The sequence below is a fragment of the Citrobacter sp. MGH104 genome, from assembly GCF_001034485.1.
GTDB lineage: Bacteria > Pseudomonadota > Gammaproteobacteria > Enterobacterales > Enterobacteriaceae > Citrobacter > Citrobacter freundii.
The window spans coordinates 2,442,300-2,456,956 of record NZ_KQ089818.1 but is presented as its reverse complement, the minus strand read 5'-3'; the positions used below and the strand labels follow the sequence as shown (position 1 = coordinate 2,456,956).

The window sequence follows — 14,657 nt, the reverse complement described above, 5'->3', positions numbered from 1 at the left end:
AATGAGTATGGTTGATACTGCCCCAGGTAAAATTCAGGTTCGTGATTTGAACTTCTACTATGGCAAATTCCATGCCCTGAAGAACATCAACCTGGATATTGCTAAAAACCAGGTAACGGCGTTTATCGGTCCTTCTGGCTGTGGTAAATCGACGCTGCTGCGTACGTTCAACAAAATGTTTGAACTGTACCCGGAGCAACGTGCGGAAGGTGAAATTCTGCTGGATGGCGACAATATTCTCACCAATACCCAGGATATCGCTCTGCTGCGAGCCAAAGTGGGCATGGTATTCCAGAAGCCCACGCCGTTCCCGATGTCCATCTACGACAACATCGCTTTTGGCGTACGTCTGTTTGAGAAACTCTCGCGTGCGGATATGGACGAACGCGTGCAGTGGGCATTGACCAAGGCCGCATTGTGGAATGAAACCAAAGATAAATTACACCAGAGCGGGTACTCTCTCTCGGGTGGTCAGCAGCAGCGACTGTGTATTGCGCGTGGCATCGCCATTCGCCCGGAAGTGCTTCTGCTTGATGAGCCATGTTCAGCGCTCGACCCTATTTCTACCGGGCGTATCGAAGAGCTGATCACTGAGCTGAAAGAGGATTACACCGTCGTTATCGTTACCCACAACATGCAGCAGGCTGCGCGTTGTTCCGATCACACGGCATTTATGTACCTGGGCGAGTTGATTGAGTTCAGTAACACGGACGATCTGTTCACCAAGCCCGCGAAGAAACAAACTGAAGATTACATCACCGGTCGTTACGGCTGATTCAGGAGCTTGTTGTGGATAACCTTAACCTTAATAAACATATTTCCGGCCAGTTCAATGCAGAGCTGGAAAGCATCCGTACCCAGGTGATGACCATGGGCGGCATGGTCGAGCAGCAGCTTTCTGATGCAATCACGGCGATGCACAATCAGGATAGCGAGCTGGCGAAGCGCGTCATTGAAGGCGATAAGAACGTCAATATGATGGAGGTGGCGATCGACGAAGCCTGCGTGCGCATCATCGCCAAGCGTCAACCGACAGCGAGCGACCTGCGTCTGGTGATGGCGATTATCAAAACCATCGCTGAGCTGGAACGTATTGGCGACGTGGCAGATAAAATTTGCCGCACCGCGCTGGAGAAGTTCTCGCAACAACACCAGCCGCTGCTGGTAAGTCTGGAGTCGCTGGGTCGTCACACCGTGCAGATGCTGCACGACGTGTTGGATGCGTTTGCGCGTATGGATCTCGACGAAGCGGTACGTATTTATCGCGAAGATAAGAAAGTCGACCAGGAGTATGAAGGCATCGTGCGTCAGCTGATGACTTATATGATGGAAGACCCACGTACCATTCCAAGCGTGCTGACCGCGCTGTTCTGCGCACGTTCCATCGAACGTATCGGTGACCGCTGCCAGAATATCTGCGAATACATCTTCTATTTCGTGAAGGGACAAGACTTCCGTCACGTGGGCGGCGATGAGCTGGATAAGCTGCTGGCGGGCAAAGATCCTAAAGAGTGATAAAAACGTAGAAAATAGGCCGGATAAGCGTTAGCGCTATCCGGCAATTGCCCGGTGGCGCAAGCTTACCGGGCCTACAAAAAATTACCGGGTAATATCCCAACCCCGTGCCTTCCACAATTCCGGCAACTGTGTCAGATCGGTAAAGGTCGTGACTTTTGGATGATCGATCGGTTTGTTATGCGGATCGGCGCAGAAGTAGAACACTTCCATCCCCGCCGCAATCCCCGCCTGCGCGCCTGCGCTGGAATCATCAACCAGAATGCAGTTCTCAACATTAACGTCCATTGCTTTTGCCGCATGGAACATTAGGGTCGGATCGGGCTTCCAGCGTTGGATATCGTAGCCGCTGAACAGTAAATCAGGAAAATGGTGCAACATGCCCAGCTTACCCAGCGAATGCTGCATTTTGCTGACCGGACCGTTAGACACCACGCACATTGGCACAGCCATGCTGTCCAGCAGCGTGTTCGCACCAGCAATGACTTCCAGCTCGGTATCGAACAGACGTGCGACCTCAGCGCGGTAAACCGGTTCTAAATCGGCTTTTGCCAGTTCGACACCGTGCTCTTCGTTGATAATGTCGATGATCTCGTACAGCTTTACCCCCTTGAAGCGTTTGAAAATTTCTTCAAGATCGAGCGTAATGCCAAACGCCTGGAACATGCTGACATACGCGCGAGAACAAATCACTTCACTGTCGACAAGGGTACCGTCACAGTCAAAAAATACGGCTTCTATCTGGGACATGTCATTTCCGTTTTAACAAGTTTAACGTTTTCGTAATGCATTATTGGGCGACGCAATCGTTGCCGTATAAGCAAAATCAATGAAAAAAGTTGCTCATAACCCAACCCTATTGTCGCATTTTGGTATAGGATAGCGACGAATTTTCCCTCCTTGTTCGGAAATTGATAATGAGTCAACAACACACAACCCAGGCTTCTGGCCAGGGGATGCTGGAACGCGTGTTCAAACTGCGCGAACATGGCACGACGGCACGGACCGAAGTGATCGCCGGTTTAACCACCTTCCTGACGATGGTGTATATCGTTTTTGTTAACCCGCAAATTCTTGGCGTGGCTGGCATGGATACCAGCGCCGTCTTTGTTACCACCTGCCTTATTGCTGCCTTTGGTAGCATCCTGATGGGGCTATTTGCTAACCTGCCGGTCGCACTTGCGCCTGCTATGGGCCTGAATGCATTTTTCGCTTTCGTGGTCGTCGGCGCGATGGGCCTGTCATGGCAGATCGGTATGGGGGCTATCTTCTGGGGCGCGGTAGGTCTGCTGCTGCTGACCATTTTCCGCGTACGTTACTGGATGATTGCCAATATCCCGGTGAGCCTGCGAGTGGGGATCACCAGTGGTATCGGTCTGTTCATCGGCATGATGGGGCTGAAAAACGCAGGTGTTATCGTCGCCAACAAAGACACGCTGGTGTCTATCGGTAACCTGACGTCCCACAGCGTACTTCTCGGTATTCTGGGCTTCTTTATCATCGCGATTCTGGCGTCACGTAATATTCATGCTGCGGTGCTGATTTCCATCATTGTAACCACGCTGCTGGGCTGGATGCTGGGCGATGTCCATTACAACGGTATCGTTTCTGCGCCGCCGAGCGTGATGTCCGTTATCGGACATGTCGATCTGGCCGGTTCGTTTAACATTGGCCTGGCGGGTGTGATTTTCTCGTTCATGCTGGTCAACCTGTTTGACTCCTCCGGTACGCTGATTGGCGTGACGGATAAAGCCGGTCTGGCGGACGCGAAGGGCAAGTTCCCACGCATGAAGCAGGCGCTGTATGTGGATAGCGTGTCGTCGGTTACCGGGGCGTTTATCGGGACTTCTTCCGTTACCGCCTATATTGAATCCTCTTCCGGGGTGTCGGTTGGTGGCCGTACCGGCCTGACTGCAGTCGTCGTTGGCCTGCTGTTCCTGCTGGTTATCTTCCTGTCGCCGCTGGCGGGAATGGTACCGGGCTATGCAGCTGCAGGTGCGCTGATTTACGTTGGTGTCCTGATGACATCAAGCCTGTCACGCGTGAAGTGGGATGATCTGACTGAAGCGGTTCCGGCGTTTATTACCGCCGTGATGATGCCGTTTAGCTTCTCAATTACCGAAGGTATTGCGCTGGGCTTTATCTCTTACTGCGTGATGAAAATCGGTACTGGACGTTTCCGCGATCTCAGCCCGTGCGTCATCGTTGTCGCGCTGCTGTTTGTGCTGAAGATTGTGTTTATCGACGCGCATTAAAATATCGGTCTGGACAACTGCCCGCCAGGCATCGTTGCTGGCGGGCTTTTTCTTTTAGGCTTTCACGCGTTGGATGTAGTCGCCAAATGCGGTCAACTGGCCGGTCAGATGGTCCAGCGTGCTTTGGTCAATCACTTCACCCGTCTGCGGATCCACCTTGTTTTGAATGACCCCGCCCATAAATTCCGGCTTGTTCATTACCATGGCGTCGAGGAACACCAGGATTTGACGCAGATGGTACTGGCAGCGCGCGCCGCCAATGGCACCCATGGAGCTGGTCTGGATCAGCACCGGTTTGCCGGATAATGGCTGATCGGGCAGGCGAGACAGCCAGTCGATGGCGTTCTTCAGTCCGCCCGGAACAGAATAGTTATATTCAGGTGTGACGATGACGACACCGTCAGCCTTTCTGATTTGCTCAGCCAGTGCTTCTACGCTGGCCGGAAAACCTTCTTCCTGCTGGAGATCGGCATCGTACAGTGGGATATCACCAATCGACGGTAACGCGCTCACTTCCATTCCTGCGGGAGCAATCTTGGGCAGTGTACGGGCAACCATTCCATTAAACGAACCTTTGCGCAGACTTCCCAGTAACGTAACAACATTCAATGTTTCAGACATGGTGACTCCTGTTTCATCATAAAGGTTAAATCAAAGCGTATGGCTTTTCGCTGCGCATAATTGAGAGAACCGGATCAGACGACCCGTTGGCTCATTGGCGCGAGTCTGGATATCAGGCAAACTTTTCCAGTCCTGCTGACCATCAAACTCCCAAACCTTGAGTTTTTCAATGGCTGGCGAAACCGCAACCGACCACACCAGCACATCTTCCGCGTCGCAAATGGCTTCAATCTGCGCAACATGGGCACATTTCAGGCGTCCTGCGCCGGGTAAAAGCTGGAGTTCGCGCGGATCGTCATTGCATACATCGCCAGTGAGTTTGAGTACGCTCTGGCGCAATGTAATGAGCTGCGCGCGTGCTTCATTGGGGTCGTTTTGATTATTGATCCACAGGTTTTCGTTACTGGAGAAGCGCCACGTTTCCGCTGAATTTGGATTGTTAAACCCGCGGGTTGCCCGCTGAAGTTCCATATCCAGGCCGCACGTTCCTTCAGTCGTTAGCACAACGCCGACGATATTCCCGGCATAAGAGATCGAAAATCCCGGTAGATTCTTATCGCGAAAAACGGGCTTACCTTTCGCCTCAGTAACAATCTCAGGCAACGTGCTGGTGCCGTAAAGCATGAACATCAGTTCGGCGAGAAGACTTCGGGAGGCCAGGAAGCGTGTTCGGCGATGAGCGGGCAGATCTCTTGCTTCGATATGGCATGGAGAAGGGAGGCGAGCTGATACCAGGTGTCCCTCCGTAAGAATCCCTCTGGCAAAATGTGTCGCCATTTTTCGCTCCGTGATTAATGGTCCGTGATTATCACCAGAGTAACATTTACACGGCTTCCGGGCAGGCTTTGCTGCCCAAAAAGTAAGCGGAAATGGGGTACATTACGCGATATTTACATTTCTGTTGCCAGAATGGTCGATTTTGAAACACCAAAATGACGGATCGTCAGGATATATCGCGATAAAGCGCCTTGATCGTGTCTTTTAGCCAGACGATCTTAGGATTGTGGCTGTTGCGTTTATGCCAAAGAAGAGTAAACGGTACGCGCATTTTTTCCAGTTGCGCCGTATCAAATGGCATCGGCCGCGCAACGAGTGGAAGCTGGTGGAGTTGGTTATAACGCTGGCAATAAACCGGTGCGGTGGCAATCAGCGCGTGATCCGGCTGCGCTGCCATAAACAGCGATTGCTCAAAACCAGGCAGACATAACGCGATATTGCGTGCGCGCCCCATTTCTTGCAGGACTTCATCCAGCGCCCAGGTATCGCTTTGCTCCCAGCTAATGCTGATGTGCGGATAGCGCAGAAAGGTGTCCAGATTCCACTCTTCCTGCAGTGCGGGATGATCTTCACGTAGCCAGACGCAGGGCAGATCGGAAAACAGCACTTCATGGTCGATCGACAATGGCAACAAACTCAGCAGTTCGCGCGAACGCGGATGACTTTCGCGCCCGGTGAAGCCAATATCCACTTCACCGCGAATAATGGCATCCAGCGAATCATAGTCCCAGTTGCGTATTTTGATCGTCGCCTGAGGATAGCGCTGGTAAATCTGCCGGGAGAGCGCGTTGAACATGATCATCACCAGTGGCGTTTCGGCCACCAGATCAAACTTCAGCCCGCGCGGCGATTCATGGTGCGGTTTATCGAGCAGCTGATTGCCCATCTGCATCCATTCAGCCAGGCTCTGCTCCATGCTGACCATCAGCGGCGTCGGCGATAGCCCCAGCGGGGTGTTCACAAACAAGGGATCGTCAAACCAGGCCCGCAGCTTCGACAGCGACTTACTGACCGCCGACGGAGTGACGTTCATCCGTTTAGCGGTTTTAGTGACGCTGCGTTCCTGCATCAACAACTGCAGGCAGAGCAATAAATTAAGATCGAGACTGCTGAGGGATTTCTTCATGAGTTGGCGCGGACCGGTTAGGTGCAACAGTGATAATCAGCATGATACTCACTATGCTACAGCCAATCAGAATCCCGATCAGCATATTCAGCGCATCAAGGCCAAGAACAGCCGCCAGCCAAATCCACAGCGAGGAACCGCAAACCTGTGCAATACCTAATGCCGAGCTGGCGACGCCCGCGCGCAGCGAGAACGGTCCCAGCGCCTGGCTCATCGCAACACCGAAACCGACCGAGAATCCGGCGCAGATTAAGGTTAGCCCGAACAACGTTACCGCGTGTGAAGTAGCAAGGGTTAACACCACGCCAGCACACAGAAACAGCACCTGCGAGGTTAGCATCATAACGCGAGGCTTAAACACGCTCAGGGCGAATGGCGTAGAGAAAGAGACCGCCATACTGATGCCAGCGGTCATGGCCATGGTAGTGGCGTACTCGCCGCGGTCGAAGCCCATCACTTCCATCAGCAGCACCGGAGACGTATTCACGAAGGTCAGGATCACCGACACGCTAAGGGTGGTAATGGCCAGACGGCTTAAGAAAAAGCGGTTTACCAGTGATTCGGTAGTGTGGTTCTTTTCCATCGTCGCCATAAACGTTGCTGGGCGCGATTCTCGCAGGACAAATACCGACAGCAGGCAAACAGCCACACCCATTCCCATCATCGTGTAGAACAGGCTCTGCCACGGGTATTTGAGCATGATCAGATGCCCCATCACCGGAGCCAGCACCGGCACGATACAGGTAATACCGTTCAACAACGACAGTACCTTCGCCCGGCGACGATCGTCGAGCGTATCGCGCAGAATAGCGAAAGCCACCACATAGCAGCAGCCGGCGCCCACACCCTGAATAAAGCGGCCTACCAGGAACGGCGTACCGCTCTCGGCAAATGAACACAGCGCAGAGGCGAAAATAAAGATGAGTGCACCGACAATAGCGACTGGTTTACGTCCTGACTGGTCGGCAACTTTTCCGGCGAAAAGCATCGCCGTCGCCATTCCCGCCAGATAAACCGAAAACGCGATATGCAGTTGCGCCTCGCTGGCCTGTAGATCGGCCGCAATACGGGGCAGCCCCACCAGATACATATCAATACCGGCAGGATAAAGAAGAACCAGGGCGAAACTGCAGATTAGAAAGCGTGTCATAGCGACCTCATGAGAAATGTGGCGCTAAGCATACGGTCAGAGAGTCAACTGCACGAGTTGCCATTTGGACAACAGTGATTTCCGCATGGGAAATTGTTGTTGCCGGATGGCGGTGTAAACGCCTTATCCGGCCTACAGGGCCTGTAGGCCCGGCAAGCATCGCGCCACCGGGCAACACAACGTTACTTACCAATACAGAAACTGGAGAAAATTCGTCCCAGCAGATCGTCGGAGGTAAATTCCCCGGTGATCTCACTGAGGTTCTGCTGCGCCAGACGTAGCTCCTCTGCCAGCAATTCTCCGGCCCATGCGCCGAGAAGTTGGGCTTTACCCTGCTCAAGATGCTCCGCCGCTTCTGCCAGTGCCTGCAGGTGACGACGACGCGCCAGGAAGCCACCTTCCATATTGGTTTCAAAGCCCATGCTCTGTTTGAGATGGTTACGCAGTACGTCAACACCTTCACCGGTACGTGCGGAGAGACGAACCAGTGAGTGGCCATTTACTTCGCTAAGGCCCAGCGTCTCACCGGTAATATCCGCTTTGTTACGCACCACGGTAATCGGCAGTTTGGCTGGCAGACGGGCAATAAAGTCTGGCCAGATGTCAGCTGGGTCCACGGCGTCGGTGGTGGTGCCATCCACCATAAACAGCACACGGTCGGCTTGTTCGATTTCCTGCCAGGCACGTTCGATACCGATGCGTTCAACTTCATCACTGGCATCGCGCAAACCGGCAGTATCGATGATGTGCAGCGGCATACCGTCGATATGAATATGCTCACGCAGTACGTCGCGAGTCGTCCCCGCAATGTCGGTCACAATAGCCGCCTCACGGCCTGCCAGCGCGTTCAGCAGGCTCGATTTCCCGGCGTTAGGGCGACCGGCAATGACTACCTTCATCCCTTCGCGCAGCAGGCTACCCTGACGCGCTTCGGCACGTACGGCATCAAGATCGCTGATAACGCTATTGAGCTGCGCTTCAATCTTGCCGTCAGACAGGAAGTCGATTTCTTCATCCGGGAAGTCGATCGCCGCTTCGACATAGATGCGCAGGTGAGTGAGTGCTTCCACAAGATGATTTACCCGTGCGGAAAATGCGCCCTGCAACGAGTTCAGCGCCGAGCGAGCGGCTTGCTCCGAGCTGGCATCGATCAGGTCGGCAATCGCCTCGGCCTGGGCTAAATCGAGCTTATCATTGAGAAACGCGCGCTCGGAGAATTCACCGGGTCTGGCAATGCGCAGCCCGGGAATGGTCAGAATACGTTTGAGCAGCAGGTCAAGAATCACCGGACCTCCGTGGCCCTGAAGCTCTAAAACGTCTTCGCCGGTAAAGGAGTTCGGGCCGGGGAACCACAGGGCAATCCCCTGATCCAGCGTGCTGCCATCCGCGTCTTTAAACGGGAGATAATCGGCATAACGCGGTTTGGGTAGTTTCCCCAGTACGGTTTCTGCGACCTCACGCGCCTTCAGGCCGGAGATACGCAGGATACCCACGCCACCACGTCCCGGTGGGGTGGCCTGAGCGACGATGGTGTCGTTATGGCTCATGGTTTGTCTCTTCTTAATGCAATAAAAAAGGCGGTCTAATGACCGCCCTTTACTTTATGTTCCGTTTGCCGGATGGCGGCTTCGCCTAATCCGGCCTACACCGAATCAGGAGTTTTTCTTCTCGCGGCTATGCAGGCCACGCTTCTCCAGACCACGGTAAATCAGCTGCTGCTGAATAATGGTTACCAGGTTGCTGACGATATAGTACAGCACCAGACCTGACGGGAACCACAGGAAGAACACGGTGAAGATGACCGGCATAAAGGTCATGATCTTCTGCTGCATCGGGTCGGTTACGGTGGTCGGAGACATCTTCTGAATGAAGAACATCGTCACGCCCATCAGAATTGGCAGAATGTAGTACGGGTCCTGTGCAGACAGGTCATGGATCCACAGAGCGAACGGTGCATGACGCAGTTCAATGGAGCCCATCAGCATGTAGTACAACGCCAGGAAGATTGGCATCTGGATGATCAGCGGGAAGCAGCCGCCCAGCGGGTTAACCTTCTCAGCTTTGTACAGGGCCATCATTTCCTGGCTCTGACGCTGTTTGTCATCGCCCAGACGCTCACGCATTGCCTGAATCTTCGGCTGCAGCATACGCATCTTCGCCATGGAGGTGTACTGCGCTTTGGTCAGCGGGTACATGATGCCACGAACGATAAAGGTGATAACGATGATGGAGAAGCCCCAGTTACCCAGGAAGCTATGGATCCACTTCAGCAGTTTAAACAGCGGCTGAGAAATGAACCACAACCAGCCGTAATCCACGGTCAGATCCAGGTGCGGTGCAACGGCCGCCATTTTATCCTGAATTTCCGGGCCGACCCACAGGGTACTGGTCATCGCGCCAGTCTGGCCAGGCTGTACCAGTACCGGCTGTGACTTATAGCCGATAGCGGCAATGCCGTTACCCAGGTTAGCGGTATAGAAGTTGTTGGTGCCGTCGTTACGCGGAACCCATGCCGTTGCGAAATACTGTTGCAGCATTGCGACCCAGCCGTCTTTAGCATTGACGTTCAGGTTTTCGTTTTCAGCAATGGTGTCGAATTTGTATTTCTCATACTTCTCATCCGGCGTGGAGTACGCCGCGCCGCGGAAGGTGTGCAGCGCAAAGTTGCTGCTACCTGTGTCGCGATGAGATGGCAGATTGATGGATTGCTTCAGCTGACCAAAGGTGGATACTTCCAGCGGTTTTTCGCCGGCGTTCTGCACGCTGTAGTTAACGTTGACAGCATATTCACCACGCTTGAGTACAAACGTTTTAGTGAATGTGTTACCCGCTGCGTCAGTATAGGTCATCGGGATCTGCAGTTCGTTCTGACCGTCAGCCAGTACAAACGCGTCTTTCTCGACGTTGTACAGCGGACGCGGGCCGTTAGCCGGGTTATCCGGGCCGTCACGACCTGTCAGGCCACTCTGAGCCTGGTAGATGAACTGTGGCGTGGTTTCCAGTAACTGGAACGGTTCGGTAGAACCGAGTTCTTTCGGGTAAGCTGGCAGTGAAGCCTGTTCTACATCACCACCACGGGTGTTGATGGTCAGATCAAGCACGTCAGTTTTAACCGTAATCAGTTTCCCCTGGCCACTGGCCGGTACGCCCTGGTCTGCGGCGCTACCCGCTGCGGTGGTCGTTGTCTGCGTGGTCTGTTGGGCCTGAGGTTGCGGGTTTTTATCCTGCTCCCAGGCTTGCCAGATCATGAAAGACACGAACAGCAAAGCGATGACTAAAAGATTGCGTTGCGAATCCATCGTTAGTGTTCTCTGGTATCAAATGGTCCGGGCGGGACGGGATCGTCACCACCAGGGTGTAAAGGGTGGCATTTTAATACGCGTTTCACCGTCAACCAACTGCCTTTTATCACTCCAAACCTGCGCAATGCCTCAATTCCGTAGCTCGAACAGGTTGGAGTGAAACGGCAATGCGGCCCAAGCAGCGGACTGATCAGGCGTTGATAGACCCGAATAAGGGCTATCAGGACCCGCGAGCCAGGCGACAATGGCGACGCCATAATTTTTCCAACGCTTCCGAGAGAGCACGGTTATCGAGGTCAGCAACCCCTTTTTTCGCCACCACCACGAAATCCATTGCTGGAAGGTCGTGCTGACGTAAACGGAAGCTTTCACGCGTCAGACGTTTAATCCGATTGCGTTCATGCGCACGTTTAACATTTTTCTTGGCGACTGTAAGACCGATACGGGGATGCCCCAGCGAATTCAGGCGGCCGAGGATGGTGATTTGCGGCGTGCCAGCCCGTTGTGGCTGCTGGAAGACGAATGTGAAATGAGTGGGAGTTAACAAACGTAACTCCCTGGGAAATGCGAGCTTAACCACTCAGGGGCTAGCTTTTATTACTTAGAAACGGTCAGACGAGAACGGCCTTTAGCACGACGACGTGCCAGAACCTGACGACCATTTTTATTAGCCATACGAGCACGGAAGCCGTGAGAACGGTTGCGCTTCAGTACAGACGGTTGAAAAGTGCGTTTCATGGCGATTTCTACCTAAACTTGAATAAATTCACTGACTTTTGCGTATACCCGAACGAATTTCGAACGACTTACGCCACAGTGTGGGTGATTAAAGAGGCCGGATTGTAATAATTGTACACTCCGGAGTCAATTCTCTTTCCTTATTTCCCGCTTTTTTCCGCATGGTTTCGTGTAAAAAACAGGCAGCGTTGACGCCGTAAGGCGACCGTTACTCGCTGGGGGTAAGAATTATACGGGCTGGTGGATAAAGCGCAAGGATCGCTCGGGATCTTTATTAGATCGTTTAAGCAGTAAAGCATCTTTACTCATTAATTTTTTCAATATGCGCGCTAAAACCTGCAGCACTTCTCCAGGATCGTTTACACTTAGCCGATTCTGGATCATCCTGTGGATAAATCGGGAAGAATCTGTGAGAAACAGAAGATCTCTTTCTCAGTTTACGCTATGATCCGCGGTCCTGATCGTTTCAATGGATCCTGATCGGGTAAAAATTGCAGATAGCAATTCGCACGTCACCCTTTGCATAGGGTCTTGTCGGTGTGCGTCAACAATCATGAATGTTTCAGCCTTTGTCATTTATCGACTTTTGTTCGAGTGGAGTCCGCCGTGTCACTTTCGCTTTGGCAGCAGTGTCTTGCCCGATTGCAGGATGAGTTACCAGCCACAGAGTTCAGTATGTGGATACGCCCGTTGCAGGCGGAACTGAGCGATAACACGCTGGCTTTGTACGCGCCAAACCGTTTCGTGCTCGATTGGGTAAGGGATAAATACCTTAATAATATTAATGGATTACTCAATAATTTCTGTGGAGCGGATGCCCCACAGCTGCGCTTTGAAGTCGGTACTAAACCCGTCACGCAAACGCTGAAAACGCCGGTCAACAACGTTGTTGCGCCCGCCCACGTGACTCAGCAAGTGCAACCACAACGTGCTGCTCCGGCGGCGCGTCCAGGCTGGGATAACGTCCCGGCTCCGGCAGAACCTACCTATCGTTCTAACGTCAACGTCAAACACACGTTTGATAACTTCGTTGAAGGTAAATCTAACCAACTGGCGCGCGCGGCGGCACGTCAGGTGGCGGACAATCCTGGCGGCGCCTACAATCCGTTATTCCTTTATGGCGGTACGGGTCTGGGTAAAACCCACCTGCTGCACGCTGTCGGTAACGGTATTATGGCGCGTAAGCCAAACGCCAAAGTGGTGTATATGCACTCCGAGCGTTTTGTGCAGGACATGGTCAAAGCCCTGCAAAACAACGCGATCGAAGAGTTTAAACGTTACTACCGTTCCGTTGACGCGCTGCTGATTGACGATATCCAATTCTTCGCGAATAAAGAGCGATCGCAGGAAGAGTTTTTCCACACCTTTAATGCCCTGCTGGAAGGCAATCAGCAGATCATCCTGACCTCGGATCGCTATCCGAAGGAGATCAACGGCGTTGAAGATCGTCTGAAATCCCGTTTTGGCTGGGGACTGACTGTCGCGATCGAACCGCCTGAACTGGAAACGCGTGTTGCGATCCTGATGAAAAAAGCCGACGAAAACGACATTCGTCTGCCGGGTGAAGTAGCGTTCTTTATTGCCAAGCGTCTACGCTCTAACGTACGTGAGCTGGAAGGCGCACTGAACCGCGTGATCGCCAACGCCAATTTTACCGGCCGGGCGATTACTATCGATTTCGTGCGTGAAGCGCTGCGCGATCTGCTGGCTTTGCAGGAAAAGCTGGTCACCATCGACAATATCCAGAAGACGGTGGCGGAGTATTACAAAATCAAAATTGCGGATCTGCTTTCTAAGCGTCGATCTCGCTCGGTAGCTCGTCCGCGCCAGATGGCGATGGCGCTGGCAAAAGAGCTCACTAACCACAGTCTGCCGGAAATTGGCGACGCGTTTGGTGGGCGTGACCATACTACCGTGCTTCATGCCTGCCGCAAGATTGAGCAGTTGCGTGAAGAAAGCCATGATATTAAAGAAGATTTCTCCAATTTAATCAGAACATTATCTTCGTGACGCTATGAAATTTACCGTTGAACGTGAACATTTATTAAAACCGCTTCAGCAGGTCAGCGGCCCGCTGGGTGGACGTCCTACACTGCCGATCCTCGGAAACCTGCTGCTGCAGGTTGCTGACGGCACCCTTTCGCTTACCGGTACCGATCTCGAAATGGAGATGGTGGCGCGCGTGGCGCTGATCCAGCCTCATGAACCTGGTGCGACCACCGTTCCGGCGCGTAAATTCTTCGATATTTGCCGTGGATTACCAGAAGGGGCGGAAATTGCCGTTCAACTGGAAGGCGACCGTATGCTGGTGCGTTCTGGCCGCAGCCGTTTCTCGCTGTCTACGCTGCCTGCCGCCGACTTCCCGAATCTGGACGACTGGCAGAGCGAAGTCGAATTCACCCTGCCACAGGCGACAATGAAGCGCCTGATTGAAGCCACGCAGTTTTCGATGGCGCATCAGGACGTGCGTTACTACTTAAACGGCATGCTGTTTGAAACCGAAGGGGAAGAGTTGCGTACCGTGGCGACCGACGGTCACCGCCTGGCGGTCTGTTCAATGCCTGTCGGTCAGCCGTTGCCTAGCCATTCGGTGATCGTACCGCGTAAAGGTGTGATTGAACTGATGCGTATGCTCGACGGCGGCGATAACCCGCTGCGCGTGCAGATTGGCAGCAACAATATTCGTGCGCACGTTGGTGACTTCATCTTTACTTCCAAGCTGGTTGACGGTCGTTTCCCGGATTATCGCCGCGTATTGCCGAAGAATCCGGACAAACATCTGGAAGCCGGTTGCGATATCCTCAAACAGGCGTTTGCGCGTGCGGCGATTCTCTCCAACGAGAAATTCCGTGGCGTGCGTCTGTATGTCAGCGAAAACCAGCTCAAAATCACTGCCAACAACCCGGAGCAGGAAGAAGCAGAAGAAATTCTGGATGTTTCCTATCCTGGTACTGAACTGGAAATCGGCTTTAACGTTAGCTACGTACTGGACGTTCTGAACGCGCTGAAGTGCGAAAACGTGCGTATTCTGCTGACCGATTCCGTATCGAGCGTACAGATTGAAGATGCAGCGTCACAATCTGCAGCCTATGTCGTCATGCCTATGCGCTTGTAAAGAATATCGGGCTATCTTACTTGTTATTCTGGCTCCGGGCAGTGCTCGCAATCCTCAC

The 14,657-nt window shown here is 53.1% G+C and carries 16 protein-coding genes; 5 read left to right on the top strand and 11 right to left on the bottom strand.

All coding sequences use genetic code 11. The annotated features are described in order from the left end of the window. The first annotated feature begins 1 nt into the window (after nucleotide 1). Entirely contained in the window at nucleotides 2-775 is a 774-nt protein-coding gene (gene pstB / locus SK34_RS11560; protein WP_003023821.1) for a phosphate ABC transporter ATP-binding protein PstB, read from the top strand. A 14-nt stretch (nucleotides 776-789) separates the two neighbouring features. Next, a complete protein-coding gene (gene phoU, locus SK34_RS11555) occupies nucleotides 790-1,515 on the top strand; it encodes a phosphate signaling complex protein PhoU (RefSeq protein ID WP_003023824.1) in 726 nt (241 codons plus the stop codon). 84 nt (nucleotides 1,516-1,599) lie between these two features. On the opposite strand, the gene yieH is transcribed toward phoU, so the two are convergent. Beyond that, nucleotides 1,600-2,265 (bottom strand): 6-phosphogluconate phosphatase, encoded by a 666-nt coding sequence (yieH, locus tag SK34_RS11550; protein WP_003844428.1) that lies wholly within the window; start codon nucleotides 2,263-2,265, stop codon nucleotides 1,600-1,602. 167 nt (nucleotides 2,266-2,432) lie between these two features. Here yieH and adeP point away from each other — a divergent pair, with 167 nt between their 5' ends. After that, nucleotides 2,433-3,770 (top strand): adenine permease AdeP, encoded by a 1,338-nt coding sequence (gene adeP, locus SK34_RS11545; RefSeq protein ID WP_003023830.1) that lies wholly within the window; start codon nucleotides 2,433-2,435, stop codon nucleotides 3,768-3,770. Nucleotides 3,771-3,824: 54 nt separating this feature from the next. Here the strand turns inward: adeP and SK34_RS11540 are convergent, their stop codons facing one another. The 10 genes from SK34_RS11540 to SK34_RS25190 all read right to left on the bottom strand — a co-directional run bounded on the left by SK34_RS11540 (nucleotide 3,825) and on the right by SK34_RS25190 (nucleotide 11,793). Then, nucleotides 3,825-4,391: an NADPH-dependent FMN reductase gene (locus tag SK34_RS11540; RefSeq protein WP_003023832.1), complete on the bottom strand. Its 567-nt coding sequence runs from the start codon at nucleotides 4,389-4,391 to the stop codon at nucleotides 3,825-3,827. Between the two features lie 30 nt (nucleotides 4,392-4,421). Then, a complete protein-coding gene (locus SK34_RS11535; RefSeq protein ID WP_003840588.1) occupies nucleotides 4,422-5,168 on the bottom strand; it encodes a 4'-phosphopantetheinyl transferase family protein in 747 nt (248 codons plus the stop codon). Nucleotides 5,169-5,334: 166 nt separating this feature from the next. Then, nucleotides 5,335-6,294, bottom strand: coding sequence for an HTH-type transcriptional regulator YidZ (gene yidZ, locus SK34_RS11530; RefSeq protein ID WP_003023837.1), 960 nt, complete (start codon nucleotides 6,292-6,294; stop codon nucleotides 5,335-5,337). Then, the gene (locus SK34_RS11525; RefSeq protein ID WP_003844430.1) at nucleotides 6,263-7,444 is read right to left on the bottom strand and encodes an MFS transporter; all 1,182 of its coding nucleotides are present in this window, start codon (nucleotides 7,442-7,444) and stop codon (nucleotides 6,263-6,265) included. Before SK34_RS11525 ends, yidZ begins: the two co-directional genes overlap by 32 nt. A gap of 182 nt (nucleotides 7,445-7,626) precedes the next feature. Beyond that, nucleotides 7,627-8,991, bottom strand: a complete 1,365-nt coding sequence (gene mnmE, locus SK34_RS11520) for a tRNA uridine-5-carboxymethylaminomethyl(34) synthesis GTPase MnmE (RefSeq protein WP_003844431.1) — start codon at nucleotides 8,989-8,991, stop codon at nucleotides 7,627-7,629. Nucleotides 8,992-9,096: 105 nt separating this feature from the next. Further along, nucleotides 9,097-10,743, bottom strand: coding sequence for a membrane protein insertase YidC (gene yidC, locus SK34_RS11515; protein ID WP_003023844.1), 1,647 nt, complete (start codon nucleotides 10,741-10,743; stop codon nucleotides 9,097-9,099). A gap of 2 nt (nucleotides 10,744-10,745) precedes the next feature. Beyond that, nucleotides 10,746-11,003, bottom strand: coding sequence for a membrane protein insertion efficiency factor YidD (gene yidD, locus SK34_RS23815; RefSeq protein ID WP_003023846.1), 258 nt, complete (start codon nucleotides 11,001-11,003; stop codon nucleotides 10,746-10,748). Further along, nucleotides 10,967-11,326 carry a ribonuclease P protein component gene (rnpA, locus tag SK34_RS11510; protein WP_003023848.1) on the bottom strand — a complete coding sequence of 120 codons (360 nt, stop codon included), beginning with the start codon at nucleotides 11,324-11,326 and terminating at the stop codon, nucleotides 10,967-10,969. Before rnpA ends, yidD begins: the two co-directional genes overlap by 37 nt. A 17-nt stretch (nucleotides 11,327-11,343) precedes the next feature. Then, on the bottom strand, nucleotides 11,344-11,484 hold the full coding sequence (rpmH, locus tag SK34_RS11505; protein ID WP_003023858.1) for a 50S ribosomal protein L34: 141 nt from the start codon (nucleotides 11,482-11,484) through the stop codon (nucleotides 11,344-11,346). A gap of 228 nt (nucleotides 11,485-11,712) precedes the next feature. Continuing rightward, on the bottom strand, nucleotides 11,713-11,793 hold the full coding sequence (locus SK34_RS25190) for a hypothetical protein (RefSeq protein ID WP_418222139.1): 81 nt from the start codon (nucleotides 11,791-11,793) through the stop codon (nucleotides 11,713-11,715). Between the two features lie 297 nt (nucleotides 11,794-12,090). Between SK34_RS25190 and dnaA the strand changes: the two genes are divergently transcribed. Together dnaA and dnaN are read left to right on the top strand one after the other, a co-directional pair. After that, entirely contained in the window at nucleotides 12,091-13,494 is a 1,404-nt protein-coding gene (gene dnaA, locus SK34_RS11500; protein ID WP_003023861.1) for a chromosomal replication initiator protein DnaA, read from the top strand. Between the two features lie 4 nt (nucleotides 13,495-13,498). Continuing rightward, on the top strand, nucleotides 13,499-14,599 hold the full coding sequence (gene dnaN / locus SK34_RS11495; protein ID WP_003023863.1) for a DNA polymerase III subunit beta: 1,101 nt from the start codon (nucleotides 13,499-13,501) through the stop codon (nucleotides 14,597-14,599). Nucleotides 14,600-14,657: the final 58 nt, after the last annotated feature.

Bases quoted from the DNA above. Each gene is read 5' to 3' on its own strand.
- SK34_RS11535 (WP_003840588.1), bottom strand. From the start codon at position 5,168: ATGGCGACACATTTTGCCAGAGGGATTCTTACGGAGGGACACCTGGTA.
- rpmH (WP_003023858.1), bottom strand. From the start codon at position 11,484: ATGAAACGCACTTTTCAACCGTCTGTACTGAAGCGCAACCGTTCTCAC.
- yidC (WP_003023844.1), bottom strand. From the start codon at position 10,743: ATGGATTCGCAACGCAATCTTTTAGTCATCGCTTTGCTGTTCGTGTCT.
- mnmE (WP_003844431.1), bottom strand. From the start codon at position 8,991: ATGAGCCATAACGACACCATCGTCGCTCAGGCCACCCCACCGGGACGT.
- SK34_RS11525 (WP_003844430.1), bottom strand. From the start codon at position 7,444: ATGACACGCTTTCTAATCTGCAGTTTCGCCCTGGTTCTTCTTTATCCT.
- adeP (WP_003023830.1), top strand. From the start codon at position 2,433: ATGAGTCAACAACACACAACCCAGGCTTCTGGCCAGGGGATGCTGGAA.
- SK34_RS11540 (WP_003023832.1), bottom strand. From the start codon at position 4,391: ATGTCTGAAACATTGAATGTTGTTACGTTACTGGGAAGTCTGCGCAAA.
- SK34_RS25190 (WP_418222139.1), bottom strand. From the start codon at position 11,793: ATGAGTAAAGATGCTTTACTGCTTAAACGATCTAATAAAGATCCCGAG.
- yieH (WP_003844428.1), bottom strand. From the start codon at position 2,265: ATGTCCCAGATAGAAGCCGTATTTTTTGACTGTGACGGTACCCTTGTC.
- pstB (WP_003023821.1), top strand. From the start codon at position 2: ATGAGTATGGTTGATACTGCCCCAGGTAAAATTCAGGTTCGTGATTTG.
- dnaN (WP_003023863.1), top strand. From the start codon at position 13,499: ATGAAATTTACCGTTGAACGTGAACATTTATTAAAACCGCTTCAGCAG.
- yidD (WP_003023846.1), bottom strand. From the start codon at position 11,003: ATGGCGTCGCCATTGTCGCCTGGCTCGCGGGTCCTGATAGCCCTTATT.
- yidZ (WP_003023837.1), bottom strand. From the start codon at position 6,294: ATGAAGAAATCCCTCAGCAGTCTCGATCTTAATTTATTGCTCTGCCTG.